27 protein-coding genes are annotated in these 26463 nt (G+C 42.3%); 24 read left to right on the top strand and 3 right to left on the bottom strand.

Translation table 11 applies throughout. The features are described 5' to 3' along the window. Positions 1-24 precede the first annotated feature (24 nt). The 21 genes from EHR06_RS09930 to EHR06_RS09830 all read left to right on the top strand — a co-directional run bounded on the left by EHR06_RS09930 (position 25) and on the right by EHR06_RS09830 (position 19813). The gene (locus EHR06_RS09930) at positions 25-510 is read left to right on the top strand and encodes a chemotaxis protein CheW (protein WP_425269496.1); all 486 of its coding nucleotides are present in this window, start codon (positions 25-27) and stop codon (positions 508-510) included. Next, positions 511-3663, top strand: a complete 3153-nt coding sequence (locus EHR06_RS09925) for a chemotaxis protein CheW (protein WP_135756852.1) — start codon at positions 511-513, stop codon at positions 3661-3663. It begins immediately after the preceding gene. A gap of 16 nt (positions 3664-3679) precedes the next feature. Then, positions 3680-4762 carry a protein-glutamate methylesterase/protein-glutamine glutaminase gene (locus EHR06_RS09920; protein WP_135756851.1) on the top strand — a complete coding sequence of 361 codons (1083 nt, stop codon included), beginning with the start codon at positions 3680-3682 and terminating at the stop codon, positions 4760-4762. A 2-nt stretch (positions 4763-4764) separates the two neighbouring features. Beyond that, entirely contained in the window at positions 4765-5127 is a 363-nt protein-coding gene (locus EHR06_RS09915; protein WP_008594408.1) for a response regulator, read from the top strand. Positions 5128-5129: 2 nt separating this feature from the next. Further along, a complete protein-coding gene (locus tag EHR06_RS09910; RefSeq protein ID WP_100710507.1) occupies positions 5130-5906 on the top strand; it encodes a segregation and condensation protein A in 777 nt (258 codons plus the stop codon). Between the two features lie 5 nt (positions 5907-5911). Beyond that, on the top strand, positions 5912-6451 hold the full coding sequence (gene scpB / locus EHR06_RS09905; RefSeq protein WP_423789925.1) for an SMC-Scp complex subunit ScpB: 540 nt from the start codon (positions 5912-5914) through the stop codon (positions 6449-6451). Then, the gene (gene pheA, locus EHR06_RS09900) at positions 6438-7529 is read left to right on the top strand and encodes a prephenate dehydratase (protein ID WP_135756850.1); all 1092 of its coding nucleotides are present in this window, start codon (positions 6438-6440) and stop codon (positions 7527-7529) included. Before scpB ends, pheA begins: the two co-directional genes overlap by 14 nt. Beyond that, complete coding sequence (locus tag EHR06_RS09895; RefSeq protein ID WP_135756849.1) at positions 7526-8443, top strand: prephenate dehydrogenase; 918 nt, start codon at positions 7526-7528, stop codon at positions 8441-8443. Before pheA ends, EHR06_RS09895 begins: the two co-directional genes overlap by 4 nt. Beyond that, complete coding sequence (gene aroA, locus EHR06_RS09890; RefSeq protein ID WP_135756848.1) at positions 8424-9740, top strand: 3-phosphoshikimate 1-carboxyvinyltransferase; 1317 nt, start codon at positions 8424-8426, stop codon at positions 9738-9740. The genes EHR06_RS09895 and aroA overlap by 20 nt, the downstream gene beginning before the upstream one ends. Beyond that, positions 9737-10450 (top strand): (d)CMP kinase, encoded by a 714-nt coding sequence (gene cmk, locus EHR06_RS09885; protein WP_135756847.1) that lies wholly within the window; start codon positions 9737-9739, stop codon positions 10448-10450. Before aroA ends, cmk begins: the two co-directional genes overlap by 4 nt. Next, on the top strand, positions 10440-12164 hold the full coding sequence (locus tag EHR06_RS09880) for a 30S ribosomal protein S1 (RefSeq protein WP_279633354.1): 1725 nt from the start codon (positions 10440-10442) through the stop codon (positions 12162-12164). Before cmk ends, EHR06_RS09880 begins: the two co-directional genes overlap by 11 nt. Before the next feature lie 21 nt (positions 12165-12185). Next, entirely contained in the window at positions 12186-12923 is a 738-nt protein-coding gene (locus EHR06_RS09875) for a tetratricopeptide repeat protein (RefSeq protein ID WP_135756845.1), read from the top strand. Next, positions 12924-13553, top strand: coding sequence for an ATP phosphoribosyltransferase (hisG, locus tag EHR06_RS09870; protein ID WP_135756844.1), 630 nt, complete (start codon positions 12924-12926; stop codon positions 13551-13553). Between the two features lie 56 nt (positions 13554-13609). After that, positions 13610-13810: a 50S ribosomal protein L32 gene (gene rpmF, locus EHR06_RS09865; protein ID WP_008593555.1), complete on the top strand. Its 201-nt coding sequence runs from the start codon at positions 13610-13612 to the stop codon at positions 13808-13810. Between the two features lie 5 nt (positions 13811-13815). Beyond that, positions 13816-14820: a phosphate acyltransferase PlsX gene (gene plsX, locus EHR06_RS09860; RefSeq protein ID WP_135756843.1), complete on the top strand. Its 1005-nt coding sequence runs from the start codon at positions 13816-13818 to the stop codon at positions 14818-14820. 263 nt (positions 14821-15083) lie between these two features. Further along, positions 15084-15848 (top strand): 3-oxoacyl-ACP reductase FabG, encoded by a 765-nt coding sequence (gene fabG, locus EHR06_RS09855; RefSeq protein ID WP_135756842.1) that lies wholly within the window; start codon positions 15084-15086, stop codon positions 15846-15848. A gap of 443 nt (positions 15849-16291) precedes the next feature. Then, positions 16292-16525 carry an acyl carrier protein gene (gene acpP, locus EHR06_RS09850; protein ID WP_008594933.1) on the top strand — a complete coding sequence of 78 codons (234 nt, stop codon included), beginning with the start codon at positions 16292-16294 and terminating at the stop codon, positions 16523-16525. A gap of 67 nt (positions 16526-16592) precedes the next feature. Further along, positions 16593-17330: a ribonuclease III gene (rnc, locus tag EHR06_RS09845; RefSeq protein WP_244288563.1), complete on the top strand. Its 738-nt coding sequence runs from the start codon at positions 16593-16595 to the stop codon at positions 17328-17330. Between the two features lie 11 nt (positions 17331-17341). After that, positions 17342-17803: an NUDIX domain-containing protein gene (locus tag EHR06_RS09840; RefSeq protein WP_135756861.1), complete on the top strand. Its 462-nt coding sequence runs from the start codon at positions 17342-17344 to the stop codon at positions 17801-17803. Continuing rightward, positions 17800-18894 carry a 3-dehydroquinate synthase gene (gene aroB / locus EHR06_RS09835; RefSeq protein WP_135756841.1) on the top strand — a complete coding sequence of 365 codons (1095 nt, stop codon included), beginning with the start codon at positions 17800-17802 and terminating at the stop codon, positions 18892-18894. Before EHR06_RS09840 ends, aroB begins: the two co-directional genes overlap by 4 nt. A 49-nt stretch (positions 18895-18943) precedes the next feature. Next, positions 18944-19813 carry a mechanosensitive ion channel family protein gene (locus EHR06_RS09830; RefSeq protein ID WP_135756840.1) on the top strand — a complete coding sequence of 290 codons (870 nt, stop codon included), beginning with the start codon at positions 18944-18946 and terminating at the stop codon, positions 19811-19813. Between the two features lies 1 nt (position 19814). Here the strand turns inward: EHR06_RS09830 and EHR06_RS09825 are convergent, their stop codons facing one another. Both EHR06_RS09825 and pyk read right to left on the bottom strand, forming a co-directional pair. Then, complete coding sequence (locus tag EHR06_RS09825; protein WP_135756839.1) at positions 19815-20195, bottom strand: hypothetical protein; 381 nt, start codon at positions 20193-20195, stop codon at positions 19815-19817. Positions 20196-20275: 80 nt separating this feature from the next. Next, positions 20276-21700: a pyruvate kinase gene (gene pyk, locus EHR06_RS09820; protein ID WP_135756838.1), complete on the bottom strand. Its 1425-nt coding sequence runs from the start codon at positions 21698-21700 to the stop codon at positions 20276-20278. Positions 21701-21852: 152 nt separating this feature from the next. Here pyk and EHR06_RS09815 point away from each other — a divergent pair, with 152 nt between their 5' ends. From EHR06_RS09815 to EHR06_RS09805, 3 genes are read left to right on the top strand one after another with little or no spacing between them, the layout of a single operon-like run. Next, positions 21853-22710 (top strand): histone deacetylase family protein, encoded by an 858-nt coding sequence (locus tag EHR06_RS09815; protein WP_425269495.1) that lies wholly within the window; start codon positions 21853-21855, stop codon positions 22708-22710. A 4-nt stretch (positions 22711-22714) separates the two neighbouring features. Then, complete coding sequence (locus EHR06_RS09810) at positions 22715-23530, top strand: hypothetical protein (protein WP_100722915.1); 816 nt, start codon at positions 22715-22717, stop codon at positions 23528-23530. After that, positions 23531-24634 carry a SpoIIE family protein phosphatase gene (locus EHR06_RS09805; protein ID WP_135756836.1) on the top strand — a complete coding sequence of 368 codons (1104 nt, stop codon included), beginning with the start codon at positions 23531-23533 and terminating at the stop codon, positions 24632-24634. Here EHR06_RS09805 and EHR06_RS09800 read toward each other — a convergent pair. Then, positions 24617-26461, bottom strand: coding sequence for a hypothetical protein (locus tag EHR06_RS09800; protein WP_208757771.1), 1845 nt, complete (start codon positions 26459-26461; stop codon positions 24617-24619). The genes EHR06_RS09805 and EHR06_RS09800 overlap by 18 nt on opposite strands. Between the last annotated feature and the right edge of the window lie 2 nt (positions 26462-26463).

The raw sequence follows: 26463 nt of genomic DNA, 5'->3' as shown, positions 1-26463 counted from the left end.
AGTGGCGGAGAACCGGTGAAAACCATAGATAAAAACAACCACGCGGAACTAAACCAAGAAGAAAAAGAACTGGATACCATCCAGGAATTTCTTACATTCGAAGTGGATAAGGAAATTTTCGGGATCGATATTCTCTATATCCACGAGATCCTAAAACCGGTACCTATCACAAGAATTCCTAATGTCGAAGGTTTTATCTTGGGAGTGATCAACTTGAGAGGTGAGATCATTCCTATCATGGACCTGAAGGAACTTTTTGGATTAGGTTTTTGTGATATTCTTCCTTCCACTCGGATCATTGTAGTTGTTACCGGAGAAAAAAGGGCGGGGCTCCTTGTAGATTCGGTGAAACAAGTGGTTAAGATCCGCAGGGACAAGGTCAGCCAAGCGGACGAAGACCTGAGCGTAAATTATAGCGAACTTATAGAATCAGTCAGCCAGTTCGAAGACTCTCTCATCCTGAACTTGAATCTTTCCAAGGTGATGGATTATGCAGGGGAGGAAGCGTAAATGGCAGGAGTACTTGGAGAATACACAGAACTCTTTTTGGAAGAGTCCGAAGACCAGATAGAAGAACTAAATGCGAATCTTCTAAAACTGGAAAAGGACCAATCCGATCCTCAGACCATCAATGATATATTCCGTGCGGCTCACTCTTTAAAAAGTTCGGCTGCTTTCGTCGGATTGTACAATCTTTCCGACCTTGCTCACAAAATGGAGAATCTTCTCCAAAGTATCCGAGATGGAAAACTTGCAGTTAATCTTTCCCTAGTAAATCTATTATTCCAATGTTTTGATCTGATCAAGAACGTGATCGTGAATGTTGCCGCCGGTAAAAAAGTGGATACTCCTTATACGGATATGATCCAAAGACTGGAAGCCTATGAAAAAAATCCGGATATGGCTTCTGCCCCTAACGCGGGTGCAAGATCCGTTTCTCAATCCGCAGCTCCAGTCGCAAAACAGGAAGAAATTTCAGGCAATGGGATCGATCTGGATGCAGACGATCAAAAAGAGATCGAAGAAATCCTTCGTAACGGTACCGGAAAACCTTGGCTCTTAAAAGTGGGACTCAAAAAAGATTCCCCGATGAAAGGATTACGTTATACTCTAATCGTCCAAAACCTAAAAAATTTAGGCCAAGTATTTCGCACCAAACCAAGCGCGGAAGAATTGGAGAATGGGACAGAGGCTCCTTATCTTTCTATACTGATCATAAGTTCGGAATCTCAAGAGGAACTTACTAAGGCTGCAAACGTAGACATGGTAGAAAATCTGATGATCCAGGAATATAAGCTCAGCGGTTATTCTGAAACCGGGGTTTCTTCTTCCTACCAACTGGACGAGGAAGAAAGAAGCACTGAGGCTAAAGTTACTTTAAAAAGTATTAAAGTATCTTCCGATAAACTGGATCAACTCATGAATAACGTGGGCGAGCTTGTGATCACAAACTCAGGCTTCCAAAAAATTTACGATGATCTTCTTCGCACTTTCGGAGACGATCAGTTATTCAATGAACTAAAAGGCCGTATAGATCTAATCAATCGTATCTCCAAAGAACTACAATCCGGTATCATGAATATCAGGATGGTCCCGATCTCCACGGTGTTCCGTCGTTTCTCTCGTTTGGTCCGAGACCTTTCTTTAGAAACAGGCAAAACAGTCGATCTGGTCCTGAATGGAGAGTCCACTGAGCTGGACAAAAAGGTGATCGATGCATTGGGAGAGCCTCTTCTCCACCTGATCCGAAACTCCGTGGATCATGGTATTGAAACTCCTGAAGAAAGAAGAAGATTAGGTAAACCTGAAACCGGGATCGTAGAACTGAATGCCTACCAAGGTGGCAGCAATATTATGGTGGAGATCCGTGACGATGGCCGCGGATTAGATCTAGATAAGATCCGTAAAAAAGCGATCGAGAAGGGACTCGTGTCCGAAACGGATGCAGTTGCTTTAGAAGAAAGCGATATCTATCAATTCATCTTTGCACCAGGTTTCTCCACTGCGGATAAGATTACGGATATCTCCGGACGTGGTGTCGGAATGAATGTGGTGAATAGTCTTATCCAAGAATTCAAAGGTAAAATTCTCATCCAATCTCAGAAAGGATCCGGAACTTCTTTCGTTCTATCCTTCCCTCAGGCACTAGCGATCATTCCTTCTATCCTCATCGTAATGGAAGAAGAAGTTTACGCTTTCCCTCTATCGGAAGTGAACGAAACGATCAAGGTTAACAACGAACAGATCACTACTCTGGAAGGGAACGAGATCATCAATTTGAGAGGAGAGGTTCTTCCTATCTACAGATTGAATCGTATCTTGGGTCTTCAAGACAAAACGGACAGAGAAGAATTCCCGGTAGTTATCGTACAATACAAGGGCCGCAAGTTAGGCTTCATGGTGGATGAGCTAGTCGGAAAACACGAGACAGTCATCAAGTCCTTGGAGAAAAACTTCAAAAATATCAAGGGACTTACCGGCGCTTCCATCATGGGAGACGGAACCATCATCATGGTCCTGGATATCCCGGGGCTTGTGGAATTTGCCGCCGAGTTGGAAGAAAATGCAAGATATGTGAACTATCATCTGGAAACGATGAAACGTATCAGCACGATCCGAACCATCGAGACGGAAGAAGAGAAGTATATCCAAAAAACTTCCAATCCTACCAACGTTTATAATCATAAACTACATGAGATCACTACTCGAGAAAGAGAACGCCGCAAGAAAAGCGAACGTAAAAAATCGGAAGAATCCAAAAAGGTAATCGTAGCAAAAGAAGAACTCGAAAGAGAAGTTTCTTCCACTCCGATCAAGACGACTATGGAGATCCGCACTTCCGAAGAAAAGTTGATCACTTCCACTGAAAGTCCTTCCGAACTTTCTTCCAACACCGCAGTCCTGGAAAGGCCTGCAGCTAAAAAAGAAGGAATGGAAGAAGCTTACAGATCTCATATCAATGAGTTGATCTCAGATTCTCCCGTTTCCGACGAAGAAAGAAAAAGAGCGGATCATATTATAGAAGGTTTCTTGGAGCAGAAAAAACAGAGAATCATGGCTGTTTCTCACTCTAAAGAATTCACCGGAAACCTAAGCAAGGAACAGATCAAGAAGATCGAATCCGTAGTGAACACAGGTATGATGAATGCCGGTATGGTACTTTCTCAGATCCTGAACAGGAACGTGGATCTGTTTATTCCCGAAATTATCATGAATGATAAGGAAGGTCTGGCATCCGAGATCCGTTTCTCCGACGATAAATTCTACGGAATGAAAGTCAGAATGACCGGAGATCTGAACGGGAATATGCTGATGATGTTCTCCAGAGAGAATGCCAAAAATCTAGCCAGAGAACTTTTGGATTCTAATCCGAGTGGAGACATTTTGGACGATGATACTAAGAGCGTTCTGTCCGAGATCGCAAACATTGTTTGTGCCTCCGTTTTGAACTCTATTTCCAATAAGGCGAAAGTGGGCGTGATGCCGGACGTTCCGGAACTTGTGGAAGGAACCTTCCTGGAAGTTCTGGATGTTGTTAAACCGGAAAGAACTAAGTTCTTAAGTATGCTCACTGAATTTAATCATGAGGGAAACAACCTGTTAGGAGTACTTTTATTCCTTCCGGATTTCGATGAACTCATGGATTTACTTCCGAAATTTTAAACACTAGGATTTTGTCGTGGTAGGAACTCCCGCGGACGGGTCGATTCGGGTCGTGATCATAGACGACTCTCTTTTGGTGCGAAATATTATTTCGGACCAGATCAAAAAAGAAAGTCGGATCCAAGTTATAGCTACCGGTAAGACCGGAGTGGATTGTATCGAGCTCGCAACAAAACTGCGGCCTGATTTAGTAATTTTAGATGTGGAGATGCCTGTAATGGATGGGCTTTCCGCACTCCAAGAACTGCAGAAACGAAAATTGGGTATTCCGGTAATGATGCTTTCCGTTTTGACACAACACGGAGCGGACGCCACTTTCAAAGCATTAGAATACGGAGCTATAGATTTCGTTCCGAAACCTTCTTCCAGTAATCAATTTAATCCGGAAGAAATAGGAACAGTTCTCAAAAATAGGATACTCGCTTATTTTGATAGTTTACGACCAAGTCATGCGGGCCTTGATCCCAAAAAAATCGTAGATACGGTCAAAAGTAAAATTTTCAAAGATGAAAAAAAAGCCGTGGAAGCGGTTTGTATCGGGACATCTACAGGTGGTCCGAAAGCGTTACAGACAGTTTTTTCCGATTTTCCGGAGAATTTTCATCTACCAATTTTCGTCGTACAACATATGCCTGTGGGTTTTACGAAAGCTTTCGCTTCTCGTTTAAACGATCACTCTAAAATTACAGTAAAGGAAGCCGAGGACGGAGAAGAAGTTCGTCCCGGTACAGGTTACGTGGCTCCGGGTGATGCACATTTAAAGATCGAATCTAAGGCAGGACGTAAATGGATTGCCTTAGGTAGGGAAGCGCTGGTAAATGGACACAGGCCCTCAGTCGAAGTTTTATTCGACAGCGCAATCCGGGAATACGGGAGCGCCTTAGTCGGTGTGATTATGACCGGCATGGGTAAGGATGGAGCGGCGGCGACTCTCAGAATGAGAGAGACTGGTGCTTCTACCGTCGCCCAAGACGAGGACAGCTCCGTGATCTTCGGAATGAATCGCCAAGCCATCGAAATGGGTGGGGTTCAGTTCGTAGAACCAGTAAGCGCAATAACATCAAGGATACTTTCCATTCTTAAAGAAAGGGGAAACTAATTATGGCCAGAATTCTCGTAGTAGACGATGCAAAATTCATGAGGACCATGGTGAAGGACGCACTCGTCGCCGGAGGGCATGAGATCGTCGGCGAGGCCGAAAACGGAAACATCGCTGTCGATCAGTACAAAGCGATTAAGCCGGACCTAGTCACCATGGATATCACCATGAGAGAAAAAGACGGGATCGAAGCAGCCCAGGAAATTTTTAAATTAGACCCGAAAGCACGTATCATCATGGTAACTGCTCTTGGTCAGGAAGAACTTCTTGCGAAAGCGATCAAGATGGGAGTGAAGGATTTCGTAGTAAAACCTTTCTCGCCTGAAAGATTGCAACAGGCGGCAGAAAAAGCACTGAATTCATAGAGATGGAGAGAGAAAACGCCACACAATCCTTCGTAGTTCAATGGAACAATTCGGAAGGTGGTATTACGGAGGGACCTTTGAGTCTTCTCTGGTCTCTTATCGAAAGTTATAAGGTGGATATATTTGAAGTATCCCTTTCTCAAATCACCCAGGACTTTCTAAACTTCATTAAGATTTCTGCAAGTATTCATATAGACATGGGAGCGGAATACGCTCTTATGGCCGCTAATTTAGTTTATCTCAAATCTAAAGCATTATTACCCGATCCAGGTTTCGAAGAAGAAGATTATGATCCTCCTCTTCCACCCGAACTGGTCGAAAAACTTCTAGAACATAAAAAATTCCAATTAACCGCCCAGAAAATGGGGGATGTGGACAAGGTCCAGGCCGGAGTATTCTCCAGAGAAACCAATCAGGTTATAGACGAGTCGGAATCCTGGCTGGATCTAAGCCTTTTAGACCTGATCTCCGCATTTAATGAGATCTTGGAAAAACGGGAAGACGAAGGCGAGATTCCCGCTTTACTTACCGCGCCCCACCGGTATTCTGTCGAGGAAAAGATGGGTACCATTTCCGAACTGCTCGTCGAACGTTCGGATATCTCCTTTGAAGAATTGTTTTCTACGGTCAAGCCGGAGAAAGCCGAGATAGTAGCCGTCTTTCTGGCAATGTTGGAGCTCTGCAAACAGAGAATTGTATCCATCCGCCAGCACAAAACTTTCGGCGAAATCCGTATATTCTTGGTGGGAGAACCGTGGAACGCGACAAAGCCGGCTTAAAAGGACTGATAGAAGCGCTGCTTTTCCTTTCCGGAGAGCCGCTTAAACTAGCCAGTATCGCAAAATCCATAGACTGCGAAAAACAGGAAGCTCGTGATATACTAGACGAGTTGATCTTGGATTACCAAGAGAAGGACGGAGGTTTCGTTCTTAGGGAGATCGCAGGAGCTTACCAATTTTCTACGAACGAAAAATATTCCGAAATTTTAGCAAAACTTTTCAAAGAGAAGAAGAGAGAACAACTTTCCCGTTCTAGTTTGGATACTCTGGCGATCATCGCTTATAAACAGCCGATCACATTATCCGAAATTGATGATATAAGAGGAGTTTCTTCTCGAGCGATGGTAACTTCTCTTATATCTAAAAAACTGGTTAAGCCGGTCGGTAATAAGGAAGTTCCCGGAAGACCTGCATTGTACGGAACTACTAAAGATTTTTTAATACATTTCGGATTAAATAAACTGACCGATTTACCTGCCCCTGTGGAAGTGAAGGAATTGAAATTCGAAAACCTGGATGATTTGATAGAGAATGGCCAAGAATAACGACAAACTGAAAGAGTTCCGGGACAAGATCGATTCTCTGGACAAAGAGATCGTAAAGGCTATCCAGGCCAGGGCGGAGATTGCCTCAGAGATCGGAGAGATCAAAAGAGAGAATAACGAACCTATCTATCGTCCCGATAGAGAGAAGGACGTTTACGAAAAAATCCTTGGACTGAACGGAGGACCACTTCCGGACAAGGTGTTGATCGCAATTTATAGAGAGATCATGTCCGGCTCCTTCTCCGTAGAGAAGGGTTTAAAGATCGGTTATCTTGGACCGGAAGGATCTTTTTCTCACCAAGCAGTTCGTGCAAGATTCGGGACTTCCGTAGAGGCGACCGAATTTCCTTCTATTCCGGAAGTGTTTCGCGCGGTGGAAACTGATAAGGCGGATTACGGTGTGGTTCCTGTGGAAAATTCTTCCGAAGGACTTGTGAACTCTACTCTGGATCAGTTCTTAGTTTCCGATCTAAATATTTATTCTGAAATTTATTTGAAGATACATTTGAATCTTTTAGGATTCGAACATGATCTTTCTAAGATCAAAACATTGTACGGGATCAAGATCGCAAATTCACAGTGCAGGAATTGGATCGCTGCGAACCTTCCTCATGTAGAAGTTTCGGAAACACCTTCCACTTCCAGGGCTGCAAGTATTGTTGCGGAGAAGAAGGAAGCATGTGCTGCAGTAGCTTCTTCCATCGCTGCTGAAATTTACGGTCTGGATCTGGTTCGAGAATCCATCGAAGATATGTCCGACAATACCACCAGGTTTTTGATCATCGGCAAGAACCAATGTCCTCCTACCGGGAATGATAAAACTTCCGTAGTATTCTCTATCCCTGATAAACCTGGATCTTTGTACAAAGTATTAAAACCTATTTTTGATAAAGGGATCAATATGACCAAGGTGGAGTCCAGACCTACGCGCAGGACATCCTGGGAGTATAACTTCTTCATAGATTTTTTGGGTCATAAAAAGGATCCTCTGATCGAAGAGGTCCTAAACACCTTAAAGGAAAATACAATTTATCTTAGGATTTTGGGATCTTATCCGATCTCTCCACCTAACCCGTGAAAACTAAATTTTCTAGAATCCTGATTTACGGCCTGGGAATGATGGGCGCCTCCCTCTCCTTGGCCTTACGAAAAAAGAACTCTTCTGCAGAAATTGTGGGAGTGGTAGGATCACCTTCCAGTAAGGAGAAGGGGATCCGTCTTAAATCAGCGGATCAAATTTTTACTGCGGACGAATTTTCGAAATCTCCTGACTGGGAATCTTATGACCTGATCGTTTTCGGGGTCCCGGTCAATACTACAGTCGAAGTGATTTCCAAACTTCCTTCCGGATTTAAAGGTCTTTTGACTGATATGGGTTCCACTAAGCAGGAGATCGTTCACGCAGTGGAATCGGTTCTGACCGGAGAACATAGATATGTTTCTTCTCATCCGATGTGCGGTTCCGAAGAATCCGGTCTGGAATTTGCAAATGTAGATCTGTATGAAAACAGACTTTGTATTTTAACTAGACCGAAAGGTGCGACCGACGAGGCATTTTCAGAGATAGAAAAATTTTGGAAATTCCTAGGAATGTCTACCACTGAAATTCCTGCACATGATCATGATAAAATTCTATCCTATGTATCTCATGTTCCTCATTTGATCTCTTCTCTGATGACGAATTGGGTTTGGGAAAACGGGTGTGTAAGGGAATTTACCCAAAATTCTCCTTTGCCTTTGACCGGCGGAGGTTTTAGGGACATGACCCGGATTGCAGGTTCTAATCCTAAAATGTGGTCACCTATATTTTCTTCTAACCAAGAAGAGATCTATAAGGCTCTTTTGGATTATAAGGATAGATTGGATAAACTTCTTTCGGAGTTGGATCCAGAAAAGCCGCTCGACCTAAAACATTGGGAGTCCTTCATGGAAAAATCTCGTATAGATAGGGACGCAATTTTAAAGAAACAAAATGATTCCAAGAATCCTTAAATCTTCCGGAAGAGAGATCACAGTTCCGGGAGACAAATCTCTTTCTCACAGAAGCGTATTATTCTCCGTATTATCCAAAGGGGCTTCTCATGTTTCCGGCTTTTTAGAGGCGGAAGATCCTTTAAATACGATGAAAGCTTTCACTCAGCTTGGTTTAAAAGTGGAGAAGATCTCAAAAGGAGAATATGTTTTTACGAGCCCAGGCAAAAACGCTCTTCAATCTCCAAAGGAAGTTTTGGATTTCGGGAATGCAGGAACCGGTATCAGATTATCTGCAGGATTACTCTGCGGACTCCAAGGAATTAAGGCAATATTAACCGGGGATCATTCTCTCCAAAAAAGGCCGATGTCCCGTATTATAAAACCTTTAAATTCTATGGGAGCTTCCATCTCCGGAAAAGAGGATAAGGCTCCTCTTGAGATCCTTGGAAAAAAACTTTCCGACTTCCGTTATAAAAGTCCGATCGCTTCCGCTCAGGTGAAATCCTGTCTGATGTTGGCAGCAATGGCTTCCGAAACTTCTTTGGAATACGAAGAAGAGATTCTTTCCAGAGACCATACCGAAAATATGTTCCGGTTTTTGGGAAATAAACTGAACTTCATTTCTCCCACTCATTTTAAAATGGAACCTCCTTATATATTCGAAGCAAAAGAATTCAAGGTGCCTGGGGATATTTCTTCCGCTGCATTCTTCTTGGTACTTGGAGTCTTATTAAAAGAAGGTTCTGTTCTTGTGAAAAATGTGGGATTAAATCCTTCTCGCATAGGTATCCTTCATGCGCTCGAAGCAATGGGTGCAAAAATTCTTGTTCACAATAAACGAATAGAATGCGGGGAACCTGTAGGAGATCTGGAAGCGGTTTCTTCTAATTTATGTTATGCTGAAATTAAAGAAGAATGGATCCCTTCTTTGATCGATGAGATCCCAATTCTGACGATCGCAGGTCTTTTTGCAAAAGGTGGATTTATCATTCGTCATGCAGAAGAATTACGAGCAAAAGAATCGGATCGAATTTCCGCCATGGTAGAAAATTTGCGAAATCTTGGAATTACTGTGCATGAGTATCCGGATGGGTACGAAATTCCTGAAATTAATTCCAGTGTAAATTCTTCCGAACTTTCTTCCTGGCTTTCCGGAAACTCTGTGGATATTTTCACTAAAATGGATCATAGGATCGCGATGAGTTTTATGATCCTAAAAGCGGTAAGTGGTTTGGAAATTCGTCCGGATGAAACTTCTTGGATCGAAACTTCCTTTCCCGGATTCGAATCTTTATTGGAAGGTTTTGTGAGATGACGGAAAACGTGATCGCATTAGATGGGCCTGCCGGAACCGGCAAGAGTACAGTGGCTCGTGAACTTTCTAAAAAACTTGGATTCGAATATTTGGATTCAGGAGCATTCTACCGCGCATTAACTCTTCATATTTATAAGATCTATAAATCTAAAAACTCTTCTATTTCCTTTTCGGATTGGTTATCAGGTAAGGAGTTCCTGCCACTTACGGAAGGTGTGGAAATTTTATGCGAATTTTCAGAAACAGGGGAGAACAGTATCTTCTTAAATGGAGAGGATGTTTCCACAGATATCAGAACTCCAGAGATCACAAGAGAGATCAAATACATCGCTGACAAAGCTGTATTTAGAGAATTCGTAAATTCTCAATTGAGAAAACTTTCTCAGACTCATCGCCTGGTAATGGACGGTAGAGACATAGGTACCCATGTATTTCCGGACGCCCGTTACAAATTCTTTCTGACAGCTTCTTCCAGAGTTCGGGCCGAAAGAAGATATAATCAATTATTAGAGCAAGGGATTCGATCCGATTTAGAAGAGATCGAAAAAGAGATCGTTATCCGTGACAAATCCGATACGGAAAGAGAAATCGCCCCCCTCCGGAAAGCGGAGGACGCAATCCTCATTGACACGGATAACCTGCCAAAAAATAGTGTAATTAGTAAGATCCTTGGGTGCCTAGACTCTGGCATTTATAACGATTCGCACTAATCCCAATCAAACACCGAGTATTTCAATCCGTATGAGTAGCCAACAAGACAAGTCCACTTTTGCAGAAGTTTTCAAACAGTGGGAAGAAAAGAAAAACGACGAAGCCGAAATTCGCAAAGACCAAGTGGTCGAAGGTAAAGTCGTATCCGTAGACAACGATAACGTCTATGTGGCAATCGAAGGATTGAAACAAGAGGGAAGAATTCCCCGCTCCGAGTTCGACGAAAAACCGGAACTCGGATCTTTAGTAACCGCACTCGTAAAAAGAAAAGAGTCCACAGACTCAGGATGTATCCTTTCCAAAAAAGAAGCCGACCAAAGAAAAGGCTGGGAAGTTGTTAAGGACGCATTCAAAAATAATTACCAAGTCAGCGGACGTTTGGTAAATGAGATCAAAGGGAAAGGATACATCGTTAACGTCGAAGGTTCCGAACTTTTCCTTCCAGCTTCTCAATTGAGTTATAAATTCTCCGATGGAGAAAATTACAAAGGTGTAGAACTCGATTTCAAAGTGATCGAGATCAATGAACGCACCCGCTCCGGAGTCGTTTCCAGAAAAAAACTTCTAGACGAAGTGAATAACGAGAAATGGGACGCACTCGCAGAGAAGATCAAAGTTGGGGACAAGGTTAAAGCAACCGTTTCCAAAATTGCAAGCTTCGGAGTTTTCTGTGATCTGGAGGGAGTTGTAGGACTTCTCAGACAAAGAGATATCTCTTATAAAAAATTCGCACCATTCAAACAATACTTCACCATCGGACAAGAGATTGAACTCCAAGTTCTTGAAATGGAGAAGGAGAACAACAAACTCGCATTAGGACTCAAACAACTGTATGAAGATCCTTGGGTTTGGGCAAAACGTTCCTTGGAAAAAGACATGGTCATCCGTGGAACCGTTACTTCTCTTACGAATTTTGGCGCATTCGTAGAATTGAAAGAAGGTTTAGAGGGTTTAATTCATACTTCCGAGTTGACCTGGGCCAAAAAACCTCCTCATCCAAAAGAACTTCTGAAAAAAGGACAAGAAGTAGAAGCTCTAATCCTAGACATCGACTTTGAAAGCAGAAGATTATCTTTAGGTCTAAAACAACTTCAACCGAATCCTTGGGATGCTTTAGGTCCTGAAGTTAGAGTTGGAAATGTTCTGACTGGAAAAGTAACAGGTATTACTAAATACGGCGCATTCGTAGAAGTGGAAAACGGGATCGAAGGTCTGATCCACATCAGCGATATCACTTGGGATGAAAAACAAAAGAACCCGACTTCTCTACTTAAAAAAGGAGAAGAGGTTAAATACATCATCCTAGACATCAACTTCGATGCACAAAGAATTTCCTGCGGATTAAAACAACTGCAAGAACATCCTTACGAAGCATTAAGAAATCGTTATCCTATCGGTTCCGTTGTTCAAGGTAAGATCAAAAGTATCGTTGATTTCGGTATGTTCGTAGAGATCGAACCTGGTTTCGAAGGACTGGTCCATATCTCCGAGATCCCTGGCGGAAAAGACACCAACTTGGCTGAATCTTACAAGCCTGGTGATATCGTAAAATGTGCAGTAGTTAAGATCGATTCCAAAAACAAGAAGATCTCTTTGTCTATCAAGGATTTCGACAAAGCCTTAGAAAGAGAAGAGATGGCGAAGTATTTGAAAACTTCCGACACTCCTTCCAGAGAAAGTTTAGGCAGCTTTATCAATTCTTCCTTAAAATAAGGACGTCTCTCGGAGTTTTGGATGAAACGATTCGAACCTAAAACAGGTGCTTCTATTACGGACATCGATCCGTATCCTGGTCTTACCGGAGCGGAAAGATTTTTTGCAATTTTATTCTCCAAGATAGGAGAGAATAAAAAGCAGGTTTTATTCGGAGTAGGCGTTTTATTCGTAACCGTACTTGCTGTTGTTAGCTGGAACGAGTATAGAGCGGAACAATTCCGTAAAGGAACTCTCGCGATCGAAAAAGTGGAGAAGGAATTAGCTCTTTCTCCAATGACAGAGATCACTGATAAGATCAAAAAATACGAAACAATCGCTTCTACATATAGTTCTCCTTCTTTAGATATCAGACTTTCCAAAACTTTGGGAGATCTATATGCTAAAAACGGAGAATACCAAAAAGCGGCGGAGAAGTTAGAATTTGCAGGTAAAAAAATAGACGAACTTCCTGAAGTGAAGGCTTACTATTTTTATATCGCAGGAAACTATAGAGAAAGTGCAGACCAACTCGCGGAAGCAGAATCCGATTACGGAGTTTCCGTTTCTCTTTTAAGCAGCCGTAAGAACGTATCCGGATTTTATGCTTGGAGCCTTTACCAAGCGGGTCGTTTGAAACTACAAAACGGTAAAAAAGAAGAAGCAGTCGATCTACTTAAAAAAGTTTTAGACCAAGATATCTCTTCTCCTTCCGAAGAATTTAAAGCAGTTAGGGAACTCGCTACTTATCTTCTACTCAAAAGCAGCCAGGGAAACTAAATGCTGACTTTGGCCCTTCCGAAAGGACGGCTTGCCGAAGAGAGCATAGAACTCATGCTCGAAAGGGGATGGCTTTCCGGTCGTCCCGATCCTGATTCCAAAGAACTTATCTATAAAGATCCGAAAGGAAAGGTCCGTATTTTACTGGTCCGCTCCCAAGACGTGGCGACTTACGTGGAACAAAATTCTGCGGATGCAGGTATCGTGGGATGGGACGTATTATTGGAAGGGGATTATGACCTTCTTCTTCCCTTAGATTTGCTTATAGGAAAATGCAGACTTTCAGTAGCGGGCCCGAAAGGTTGGAGCCTTAGCTCCGGGGAAAGAAAGGTCCGTGTGGCGACAAAATATCCGAATATCGCCAAGGATTTCTTCCTAAAAAAAGGGATTAACTGCGAAGTGATTAAACTTTACGGAAGTATTGAACTCGCTCCTTTGGTGGGTTTATCCGATTGTATCGTGGATTTGGTGTCCACGGGCGGCACTTTAAGAGCCAATAATCTGGAAGAGATCGAAGTTATTATGGAATCTACGGCGAGATTGGTGTTTAACCGCTCTGCATTATACACAAAACGGGCAGAAGTCGGAGAATTCTTAGAATCATTCGCTTTGACTGAAAAACAGTTGTGAATTCCGGCTTTAAAAAAAACATAGTCGTAAATCGACATTATCTATAGAGAAAAACAATGGCAGTTCCTAAGAGACGAAAATCTAAATCAAAAGTGAGGATGAAACGGGCCCATCATGCGATCGGGAAACCGAATCTAGTCCCTTGCCCGAACTGTAATTCATTCAGACCTCCTCATAGAATCTGCCCTGTTTGCGGTTTTTACAAAGACCGTGTAGTGGTGGAACCGAAAGTCAGGAAGACTAGCGAAGAGAACTAATCAATATGTGGGTCGCCGTCGATGCAATGAGCGGCGACTACGGTCCTGATAGGATCGTAGAAGGTGCCGTTAACGCGGTAAACCAAGACGGCAGAAACGTCATTCTCGTTGGTAAAGAAGAAGATATCAGCGAGACCCTCCTCAAATACGAATACGATACAAATAAGATCAGGATCGTTCACGCCAGTGAGATCATAGGTATGAACGATTCTCCTTCCATAGCGGTACGTGCTATGGAAGATTCTTCCGTTGTGCAAGCGGCTCAACTGGTCGCCGATAAAACATGCGTCGGAATGTTCTCTCCCGGAAATACGGGCGCTACCATGGCGGCTGCACTATTATATCTAGGAAGAATTCCCGGAGTCTTAAGACCTCCGATCGCTGCCCCCATTCCAAGAGAGAAGGGAGCTCCTACACTTCTTCTGGATGCAGGTGCGAACGTGGATTGTAAGCCGGAGTATTTGGCCCAGTTCGCGATCATGGGAGAGATCTATTCCAGACTTATCTTCAATATTCACAAACCGAAGGTTGGGATCTTATCCAACGGAGAAGAAGATAAGAAGGGAAACTCAGTCACCTTAAAGGCTTTCGAATTTATTAAAAAACTCCCGATCGATTTTGTAGGAAATGTAGAAGGACGAGATCTTTACGGTGGAGGAAGGGATGTGGACGTTGTGGTCTGCGACGGCTTCGTAGGGAATATAGTCCTGAAAGCAACCGAAGGTCTTTCTAAATCCATATTCGCCGTGCTGAGAGAAAGTATCGCTCAGTCCAGCCTTGCACAAACAGGGGCACTTCTTCTTAAACCTACATTCACCGCGATCAAGAAAAGATTGGATTACGCGGAATACGGCGGAGCACTTCTTCTTGGTGTGGAAGGAACCTGTTTGATCGGCCACGGTTCTTCCAATGCACATGCGGTCCGAAACGCGATCCGAGTGGTGGTAGAATGTGCCGAAAGGGATGTGAACCAGCGCATCAAAGAAGATATAGAGAAGGCAAAGTTCTAGTTAGAGTCGCAGAGACTATGGAGTCGCTTGAGTATTCTCACGCAGAGACACAAAGTCGCGGAGAATAAAGGTTTTAGGATCTATTGAGTTTCCATGATTCCTGAAGATTTACTTACTAAAAAACCCAAAAACTCTGCGCCTCCGTGTCTCTGCGTGCCGAAATCCTCTGAGTCTTCCTTCCCTTCGCGGCTCCGTACTAGAATCACTTGACCCCCCAGGCCTGAAAAATACGCTAACCGCAGAATCTGGTAAGGAAAAAACCAATGATCGATTTGAAAGGCAAAAACGCCATTATAACCGGGGCTGCCCGCGGAATCGGTAAAGCAACCGCTCTTAAACTCGCGCAAGCAGGCGCAAACGTTGTCATTGCCGACTTAAACGAAGAGGCAAGTAAAGCTACTGCGGCAGAGATCGCAAAAGCTACAGGTGTAAAAGCAATCGGAGTCGCTGTAAACGTAGCGAACGCAGAATCCGCTCAAGCAGGTATCCAAGCTGTAGTGGATAATTTCGGTTCTATAGAGATCCTAGTGAATAACGCAGGTATCACTAAAGACACTCTTATGCTTAGAATGAAACAAGAGCAATGGGACGCTGTAATCGCAGTGAACTTGACCGGGACTTTCAACTGTATCCAAGCTGCTATTAAATTTATGGCAAAAAATCCGAACGGTGGATCCATTATCAACCTTTCCTCCATTGCAGGAGTGAACGGAAATATCGGACAAACTAACTACTCCGCTTCTAAAGCAGGGGTAATCGGTCTGACCAAAGCAGTCGCTCTGGAAATGGCCGGCCGTAAGATCCGTTGTAATGCGATCGCTCCGGGATTTATCGCTACTGAAATGACAGACGCAATCCCTGAAAAGATCCGTACTGCAATGGTAGCTGCGATCCCTTTAAAGAGAGCAGGACAGCCGGATGATATCGCGAATACTATCGCGTTCTTAGCTTCCGATATTTCCTCTTTCATTACGGGACAAGTGATCGAAGTGAACGGTGGGGGATTCCTTCCGGGAGTCCAAGCCTAATACTTCGGATCTTAATCTGAATGATAGGTAGAAAAGCCCGGAATTTTCCGGGCTTTTGTTTTTTTGCAGAACCAACAAAACCTTCTTAGAAAGGTTCTTGTAATGTTCTAAAAAATTATACATCCGAACGGCGTTCGAACGAATGATCGAGAACAGTCTCAAGATCTAATATTAGAAATGTGACTTTTTGATTATTTGAATATGGGGAACTATGCGGAATTTTCGATCGGATTGAGTCGATCCGTCGTAAGTTATAGAACATCTTCTTTGAAAAAAATATAAAAAGAAACTTGGACAATATTCTGTTTTTTTCCCGTTTCCAATCCGTTATCGCTTGCCAAAACATTTGAGAAAAAAATGTTTAAAAATCGGTGGATGAATTCATCCCCGATTCTAAACCTAACTAAAACTTACATACCACTTTGGTGGTACGGAGGAAACAAATGGCAGATTTCGAAAAGATTAAGTCTATTATCGTTGAGCAACTTGGAGTGGATGAGTCTGAAGTGACTCCTGAAGCACACTTCATTGATGACCTTGGTGCAGACTCTCTTGACACAGTTGAACTCGTTATGGCTCTTGAAGAAGAGTTTGGCGTTGAAATTTCCGATGAGGATGCTGAAAAGATCCAAACCGTCGGAGACGTAATTAAGTTCATCGACACTCTAAAGTCCTAATTGACTAGACCTCCGGGTTCTCACGGGAACTCGGAAGTCTTTCTTCCTTTCCTTTTATCAAAATCCTTTGATAAAAAAAAAACACAATCAGAACCAAAACAAGACTGATCCTAAAAATAGAAAGGATCCATCCCTACTTGCGTCCGAACTTGGTTTAAAATTTAATAAACCTTCTTACTTAGAGATCGCATTCATACATAGTTCTTTCCGGAACGAAAATCCACAGTACAAAGAAGACAACGAAAGATTGGAGTTCTTGGGAGATTCTGTTCTAGGGCTCGTGGTCGCAAAATATTTATACAGAACAAATCCTTCCGCGAGTGAAGGAGAACTTTCCAGAAAAAAAGCAACCTTGGTTTCTACGGCAATGTTAAACGGGCTGAGTGAAAAATTAGGACTAACTCATTACGTTTTATTAGGAAGAGGAGAAGGTCAGGGAGGCGCCCAAAAAAAACTGGGGGCAAACCTGTTCGAGTCCTTGGTCGGTGCGGTATATTTGGACCAAGGAATGGAAGCAGCGGAGAAGTTTATACTCCAACATCTTATAGATTACGTTAAAAATTCCGATAAGGTAAGAGAGGCCGCGGATTATAAATCCATCCTCCAGGAAATTTGCCAAAAAAAATTCAAACTTCTACCTTCTTACAGATTGCTAAAAGAGATAGGACCGGATCACGAAAAGACATTTTACGTCAGCGTATCCATCCGGGACAAACATTCTGCGGAAGGTAAAGGAAAGAATAAAAAGTTCGCGGAACAAGACGCTGCGAAACAATTGTTGAAGGCCTTAAAGATAAAGGTTTAATGAAATCTAATATGGAATTCTTTTTTAAAAAGAAAGGTTTAAGGGTCAGAGTGGCCGCTTTGATCCGAAATCGTAAGGGAGAGATCCTACTTCTGCAGCAAAAAAAGAAGGATGCCTATTATTGGTTATTGCCGGGCGGCGGAATTGAATTCGGAGAAAGTGCGGAAGACGCACTGAAAAGAGAACTGAAAGAAGAACTTTCTCTGGATATCACCAGTGCAAATTTTCTATTTCTGAATGAGTCCATAGATCCAAAGGGAAATCGTCACCTTCTTCAGTTAGTATTCTTAGCAACCGTCAAAAAACAAGACCCGGAAGTGAACCTTAAAGAGAAAGCGATCACAGGATTCGGCTATTTTCCTTTGGGCGCGGTTTTAGAAATGGATATAAGACCGGATATTAAGGAATTTCTTTCTTCCGGAAAATACAAACCGGCTCCTTTTGTTCGAAGCCAATGGGTATATGATAAATGAATCCTATCCGGGAAGTACAGATCAAAGCATTCTCGAAAGAATATAAAGTACAGATCCATTCTGATTTTAGAGGATTGGGAGAAACGATCAAAAGATTTTATCCTATTTCTTCCATATTTATACTTACGGAAAGAAAACTTTCAGGATTATTTTCCAAGTTTTACGAATCGGAACTTTCCTGTCCCGGGATCCCATTCCACGAAATTTATATCAAGGGCGGGGAGAAAAATAAACATATACTTCGCACCGCGGAAGTTTATAATAAACTGATAGAGCTTGGAGCGGATCGTAAAAGTTTGATCCTTGCTCTTGGCGGCGGAGTGGTGGGTGACTTTGCGGGATTTATCGCATCCACATTCCAAAGAGGAATTCGTTTCGCACAAATTCCTACGACCTTACTTGCCTCCGTGGATTCTTCCGTGGGTGGAAAAGTGGCTGTGAATGCCGACCTTGGGAAAAATATGATCGGCTCCTTCTACCAGCCTGAATTCGTATATTTACCTTTGATCGCATTGTCCACTTTACCTAAAAGAGAGTGGAGATGTGGAATGGCAGAGATCGTAAAACACGGCCTTTTGTCCGGAGGAGAATACCTGGAGAAGGTCCGTTCGAACGATAAATCAGTCTATGACCATACTTCTCCCGAACTTTTGGAATTGATCGTAGGCTCTATTTTATATAAGGCTAATATAGTTTCCCAGGACGAAAGAGAAACAGGTTTAAGAAAAGTACTGAATTTGGGTCACACAACCGCTCATGCGATTGAATCTCTTACGAATTACAGAAGATATTCTCATGGAGAAGCGGTTTCCATAGGACTTTTGACTGCGATCATTCTATCCGCGGAAAAACAAGGATTGGATGTTTCTTGGATAGAGAACTTAAAAAAAATCCTGAAAGCATACGATCTTCCTTATCATGATAAAAGTAAATCCGCGCAGGTTGCGAAACATACTCTTCATGATAAGAAGAATGTAGGCAATTCAGTTCGATTTGTTCTTCTTCAGTCTCCTGGAAATCCGATTTGGGATATTCCGGTCGAGCTGGATGAGATCGCTTCCGCTTTTAGAAAGCAGAAGAAAATGGAATAGAATTCGCCTTGCCCTGGCTTATAGTTTCTTTAGCCTGGGTTCTCTCGTCATGGAAGAAATACTTCGGCTCTTAAATCCGATTTCCCTTCTGAACTCGAAGGAAAGGACCATCACGGAAGAGTTCGTCCTGGTCGTGTATTTTATCCTGACCCTGGTGATCGTTTATAAAACTTTCGTTTTGACCTTCGACAGGATCAGTCCTCCCGCTGATAATTCTGTTAGGTATAATCGCAGAAGAGTAACTCGGATCCTGTTTGTGGTTGTGGGAGCTGTCTCCCTTCTCCCCGTAATTTTTTCCGGCTTATCTTATCTTCCTACTGTGATGGGTCTTGCCGGAGCGGGTATCGTTATCTCCTTAAAAGATATTACCTTGAACTATGTGGGTTGGTTGTTGATCCATGGCAGCAACGGTTTTGAAGTAGGGGACCGTATCGAGATCGAAGGTATTAAAGGGGACGTGGTCAATATAGGGATCAATCGTTTTACTTTGATGGAGTTAAGCCCGGATCCTAAATCGGAACAATCCACGAATCGATTGGTGCATCTACCGAACCATACGATCATTCTTCATAAAGTGTATGTGGTGAAGGAAAAAATGGGATTCGTATGGGACGAATTCAGGATTAAGATCCCTCATGGTGCCGATTGGGAAACCGCCGAAAAAATCCTGAACGGGATCCTGAAAAACGGATCCATCATAGACCAGCATAAAATAGATTATTCGGTAAGAGAACTTTCCAAAAACTATTTGGTCCGCTTAGGCAAGACCACACCTATCGTGTATATGAATATAGAAGAAGGCGGAGTATTATTCTCCCTTCGTTATCTGACCCATATCAAAGAAAAAAGGAATCAGAAAGCAAGGATCTCCAGAGAAGTTTTGAAAGAATTTGCGGAGTCCGGGATCCAGATAATCTAATTTATCTGGATCTATAGAACAGAACCGGAGAAATTACGATCCAGATCAGGATCAATATCCAAAATTCTCCGGCGAAAATATTATGGACCTTTAGGAAATCCTTATATGGGTCCTCTGAAACTCGTAAGAACATTAAGAATTCGAAAAGTTCCGTCATAATACACCATACAAGTCCCACTACAAACGCTAGGGCCTTGTCTTTGAACGGCCATTTTTGGGAAACATAGAAGATCGGAACGGAAATAAGAAATAGTCCTGTAAAAACGGAGATCTGATGGGAAAGATGTTCTTCGAAAAAATCCTTATACGCTAATTCTCGGACGGCGGCATTCAGCAATGCGGCTAAAAGAAGAAGGAACCAACTGAAGATATATTTACTCATGATCGTTTTTTATCCTTCTTCTTGCTGGATAAAAAGGAAAAAACCGTAATCGGAAGTTGATATATATCCGTTTTAGGGACTTATCTTATTTTATAAATTTGTAAAAAGTCTACGGACTTAGCTTCTCCTCCCGGCGCTCCGGAAAGAATAACCACTATATCTCCCGGGGTCAACATCCCATCTTCCGGAAGTTTGGTTTCCATATAACGGATCATATCGAAGAAAGTTTCCATAAATGGCATCACATAAGGTTGAACACCTCGATATAATTTCATTTTTCTTGCGGTGGCTAAATAAGGAGTAAAAGAAAGAATAGGAACTTTCGGTCTCATCTCGGAAGTAATAAGCGCAGAATATCCGCTTCTTGTAAAATTCACGATCGCCTTTGCATTGATACTATGTGCGATCTCTCTCGCTGCGGAACCGAGTGCTGCCCTTTCTATTTCTAATTCTGATTTTTTTAAATTCCAATGTATCTCATAGATCCGATCTAAGTTCTCAGTTTCTCTTAGTATCTTTGCCATCATCTCTGCGGATTCTACCGGATATTTTCCGCTGGCGGATTCTCCGGATAACATGACTGCATCCGTTCCATCCATAACCGCGTTTGCAACATCGCTTGCTTCCGCTCTGGTGGGTCTTGGATTGTCCACCATGGATTCCAACATTTGTGTCGCGGTGATCACAGGTTTACCCGCGCGGTTCGCTTTATAGATAAGTTCTTTTTGTAAAACCGGAACTCTTTCCGTTTCCACTTCGACCCCTAGGTCTCCTCTTGCGATCATGATCCCGTCTGCCGCTTCTAAAATTTCGTCTATATTACGGATCGCTTCCGGTCTTTCTATTTTGGCGATGAGTCCCGTTTGGGTCCCTCTCATCATTTCTCTGGCAAGTTCTAGGTCGGAGGCTCTTCTTACGAAACTCAATGCGACGTAATCCACTCCTAAATTTAATGCAAACTTCAGATCCAGTAGATCTTTTTCGGAAAGTGCGGGTGCGGATATAGGAGTTCCAGGCAAATTAATTCCTTTGTTGCTTTTTAAAATTCCTCCTATTATAACTTTTAAAACGGCTTCTTTGCTTGATTTGGATTCAACCTCTAGTACGAGTTTACCGTCATCTACTAATAGTTTGTCTCCCGAACGAAGATCTTCTATCATGGCAGGGTAGGTAGTGCCGACCGCCTCGGAATCTCCTAAGTATTCCGCGTCCGGTAAAAGTCTGATCTTGTTTCCCTTTTCTAATTCGATTTGGGGAACCCGGAGTTTTCCGGTTCTGATTTTGGGTCCTTGCAGATCCGCCATGATGCCTAGAGGAACGCCGGACTCGGATTCGCATTTTCGCAAAGTTTCAAAAACCTTTTTGTGAACTTCGTGAGTGCCGTGAGAGAAATTCATTCTCGCGATGTCCATTCCGGCTCGGAGAAGTGCGGTGATAATATTTTCATCTGAGGAAGAAGGGCCGATGGTGCAGACCATTTTGGTTTTTTTTTCCGGGCTAAACATGAATGGGAACCTCCGAAAATTTGGACGTATTTAAGAATGCTATTTCGTTCTTTACGGGGCGAAACGGAAGGGTAAGCTTGGGAAAAAAAAGGCACACCCAATTGCGCCAACTGTTAGAACGGCTCGCTCTAGTTTATCATCCGGAATACAATATGGACCTTGGTCCCCACGTATTCCCCGCACGTAAATACGCAATGATATACAATCAAGTCAAGGAAGATCCTAAACTTTCTTCTTTGCCTGCCCTCCAACCGGCCCCGGTCGGAGAGGAAGAATTAAGCCTGGTCCATACTCCGGAATTCATTTCCGACTTTATAAATTTAAGATATACGGATCGGACCATGTATTCGGAGCTTCCTCTCAACCAAACCATGGTCCGAAGTTTTTGTCTAGGAGTGGGAGGTACTATTCTCGCCACCGAACTGACGGAAAATTATAAATATGTGTATCATATCGGCGGCGGTTTCCATCACAGTATGCCGGATCGCGCGGAAGGTTTCTGTTATCTAAACGATGCAGCGATCGCTGCGAAACTTTATCTTCAAAAATATCCGGAAAGAAAGGTTTTATTTATAGATCTGGATCTTCACCAGGGAAACGGGAACGCTAGAATTTTCCAAGGAGACCCTTCTGTTTGGACTTTTTCTATGCACCAAGACGAGTTATATCCTAAAAAAGAGAAGTCCAATCTGGATATACCTTTGGAGAACGGGACGAACGACAAAACATATCTTTCCCGTTTACAAGAAGGTTTGGATAAGATCCAAAAAGAATTCAAACCGGATCTGATCTATTATTTTGCGGGTGCTGATCCTTTCGAAGATGATTCTTTAGGAGATCTGAAGCTCACCTTCGATGGATTGAAGGCAAGGGATAAAATGGTAAAAACTTTTGCGGATTCTTTGGATATTCCCGTGGTAGTTATGCCAGCCGGCGGTTACGCAAGAAATTTCCACGACACAGTTCGTATCCATTTTAATACGATCAGGGTTTTCGCCTCCTTAATTTAATTACATGAGTATATTTTCCGGTTCAGATAAATCCACATCGGGTCAGAGTTATATCGATCCAGAGGCATTAGGCCTCATAGACGTAAACAGGGAATTCAAAACACATTTAGGGATAGAAGATACACTATTCAATCGATTCTCCGCTAAGGAAGTGCACGAACTTTTGGAACAATCCGGAATGTTCGAAATGTTGCAGTTTCGAGGATTTCAAAAAACTAAATTAGAGATCCATGGAATTTCAGAAGTAGATAATCGTATCTATATCAAAACGGAAGAGAACGAAATTTTAGTCCATATGCGTTTGAAGTTTTCGGACTTCCTTTTCAAAAAGATAAACGAATCCTTTCCGATGATCTATATCGATTGGCTTTTAAGCCAAAACGTAAGGCTCGGAAAATTGGGAGAAAAGAAAAAATTATTCGAAGGCCAAGAGTATCCGGGCCTGAATATAATGAACGAGATCACTTCTTTTATCCGTTTACTTTCCGGAAAAATCGGAGCAGCAGGAGCTTTTAATATTCCCGAATATTTTCACGACGCGGTTTTATTTCATAAAAATTTCAGATACTTATCTCCTGAAAAAGAGGGAGAATTTAGGGCGCTGCTCAGATGTTTTAAAAAAGAAAATCTGAGATCTCTCTCCGGTGCCATCCATTCCGGAAAAATTTTAGATAACCAGACCTCTGCAGTATACTCTTGGAGTTACGGAGAAATGGTGTCCGCGACCAATCCGTACCTCGAAAAATCCTTGTTTGACGAACAGTATGATTCTATGGTTGCCAGAATTTCCGAGACCAGGGAATTTTCTAGGATCGATTAGATGACATCAATTACGATTAAACCTGAAATTCTAATCATAGACGACGATCGGGACGTAGGAGAAGCCCTGGAAATTCTTCTCTCCAAACTAGGTTACAATTCTACTTTTTTTGATTCAGTGGAGAAGGGTAAGGAATATTTCGAAAAAGAAACCAATCCTATCGTCTTCCTGGACATCCACATGCCTAAAACAAGCGGGTTGGACGTCCTACCTTATTTCAAAAATTTGAATCCTGCCACCCAGGTCATCATGATGACCGGAGAAAGGGATATCAATAATGTGGTGACTTCTCTCACTCATAAGGCTTCCGATTTTCTTTTAAAACCGTTTTCTCTCCAGACAGTCCGTATCGCGGTCCAAAGAGCATTGGATTATTATACTTTGCTAAAGGAGAAGGAAGCGAGGGATGAAAATATACTTAGAGATCTAAGACTTGCTTCTAAGATCCAAAAAAAGATCCTCTCCGTTCCGGTGATCTCTCCTTTGGAAGTTGCAGTGGACAATACTCCTGCTTCTTTCGTGAGCGGGGACTTTTATGTTCTTTCTAAAATTGGGAATAAGGTAATGGTCCTGCTTGGAGATATAGAGGATCACGGAGTGACTTCCGGACTGATCGGACTTCTAATGACAAGCATCGCAAGAGAAGCTTATAAAGAAAGCCAGGACCCTTCTAATGTTCTGAAAAGAATGAACTTGGAACTTTCCCAAGAGATAGGAACTCATAGTTTAACTGCTGCAGTTGCGGTGATCGATCTGGAAAAAAAGACGATCCAATATGCGAGAGGAGGTCATCCTTTCCCTGTTCTATACCAGGCTGCCGGACAAAAACTTCTGAATGAAAAATCAGGACAATTACTTGGGATCATGGATGCATTGGAATTCGAATCTCACGAGATCTCTTACGAGTCAGGTGATGTTTTGTTCTTATACAGTGACGGACTATTAAACAGCCTCTCTAGTCCTCTATTCAAAGAACTGGAAGAGGTCCGTAAAAAAGGTTTAAGTATAGAAGATTACCAAGAAGCGATCCGCACTTTTAGTAAAGTAAGTTTACCTACCAGAGAATTCAGGGACGATTCCAGTTATCTACTTCTGAGACTCTAATTTCTTTTCTGATCGATCCGGTTTTGCATTCGGAAACGTACCTTTTCGAATATTGAAAAATACTAATTCAGGTAAAGAGAAGAATACCGAGTTCAAACCGTTTTGGGCTCTTTTGCCTTTATCGAATGGACTAGTGAATATCCCCAAAGTAAAATTTCCGATTCCCCAGCCTAAATTTACGATCCCATAAATCGGTCTGAGTAAAATAACATCGTCCGTAAAAAATACAAAGGAAGGATCATCCGGATTGGTTCTGTAGATACTGGAGCTGAAAACATTGGATTCTTTTAGATATGTTTTCCATTTGGGATTCGATTCGTATAATTGTTCCAAAGCGACTTTCCTGTGAGAAAGCTCCATAGTTTCTTCTTTTACCTTCCATTTTTCGGTGATGGAATCGTAAGCGATAAACGGGATAAAAGTGAGAGAAGAATGTGGATCTATTCTTTTTCCAAGAACGGTTTCATATTCTTTTTCGTTTAGTATAAATTCTAAAGAATCAAAAATTTCAGAAGTGCAGTTTTTGGTGATCAGCTTGAAAGTATAAAAGCGTTTTAAATTCTCATAATATGTTTCTTCTTCTTTTTCTGAACGGTTCAGATATTCTGAGATCAGCTCGGCCTCTGGAGCCGGAAAAGAAAATACAAAATTTCCGGACAGATCCGGAGAAAGTCTATCGAATGTATTTCGGATGGAGATCCCTCTACTCAATCCTGTTCTCAATTCCCAGTCCCTATTCTCTAAATCTTCCCAGGTGAGATAATTTTCTTCCGTGAGATTTTCGGATTTTACTCTTTCTTCTCTGAAAGTTTTAGAAGCTTCTAATAATAGATCCGAACTTGCTTCTACTCCTTTTTTGTCTTTGGACCAGGTGGTAGGTCTGATCTGAGAAACTGATTCAGGAAAAGTGACTAAGAAGTATAATTTACCCTCTTTTATACTCTTTTCCAAAACTAAAAATCTGGCCAGGTTGACTAATACGCTATGACCCCAGTTTGAATTTTCTTCTTTGATCAGTTCTAGGATGGAATATTTGAGCGAATCTCGTAATGAGATCAGTTTACCTTTTTCTTCTTCGCTGAGTGGTTTGCCTGAAGAAAGAAAGATTGTTTCCGGGTCCAATGAATATCCTAGATCCAGGATCTCTAAAACGGATAGTTTTTCGAGCCTGGGTAAAAACCAGGAAGAAATCCCTTCTTTATAAAATGGATAGATCCCGTTTTGGACGGCAGGCGCTTCGGTAAACGCCGCAAATTTTCCTTCGGAGTATGCTGAGTTTAATTCATTTTTGATCCGGCTCCGGGCCTTTCCGAGCCAGCCTTTTCCTAATCCAGAGTTTAATTCTTCCTTTAAAGCAAAAGTGGATTCGGCTACTTCTTCTTTTTTGAAATAACCGAATGTCCTAATTCTGATATTCTTTTCCGGTCTGATGATCTCTTTTAGGAATTGTACATCCGCTCTAATAGATCCTAAATTTTTAATATGTTTGAATTGTATCAGAGCCAGTTTTTCAAAACCGGTCCTGATCTTGTCTAGATCTTTTTCCGAGATTGCTACTCTTGCTATCTTACTGGTTCGATTGGAGTAAGTATTATAAGAATAGGAAAATCTTTCGTAGGATTCTCGGACTACTCTGAATATTTCGTCGGGATAGTATTGGAAATGGATGACTGTATCATCGAACCTAAGTGCGGAATGTCCGCCGCTGGATTGCCCGGTATTTGCATCCACATAGATAAAATCTATATAAACTTCTTGAGAATGGATAGAAAAGGGGAGAAGTAAAAAGAATAGAAGAAAGCGGCCGATCGCCGACCGCTTGCACACGC

This window comes from Leptospira dzoumogneensis (assembly GCF_004770895.1).
Lineage (GTDB): Bacteria > Spirochaetota > Leptospiria > Leptospirales > Leptospiraceae > Leptospira_B > Leptospira_B dzoumogneensis.
The sequence above is the reverse complement of the archived record's forward strand: the minus strand, read 5'-3'. Positions and strand labels throughout refer to the sequence as shown.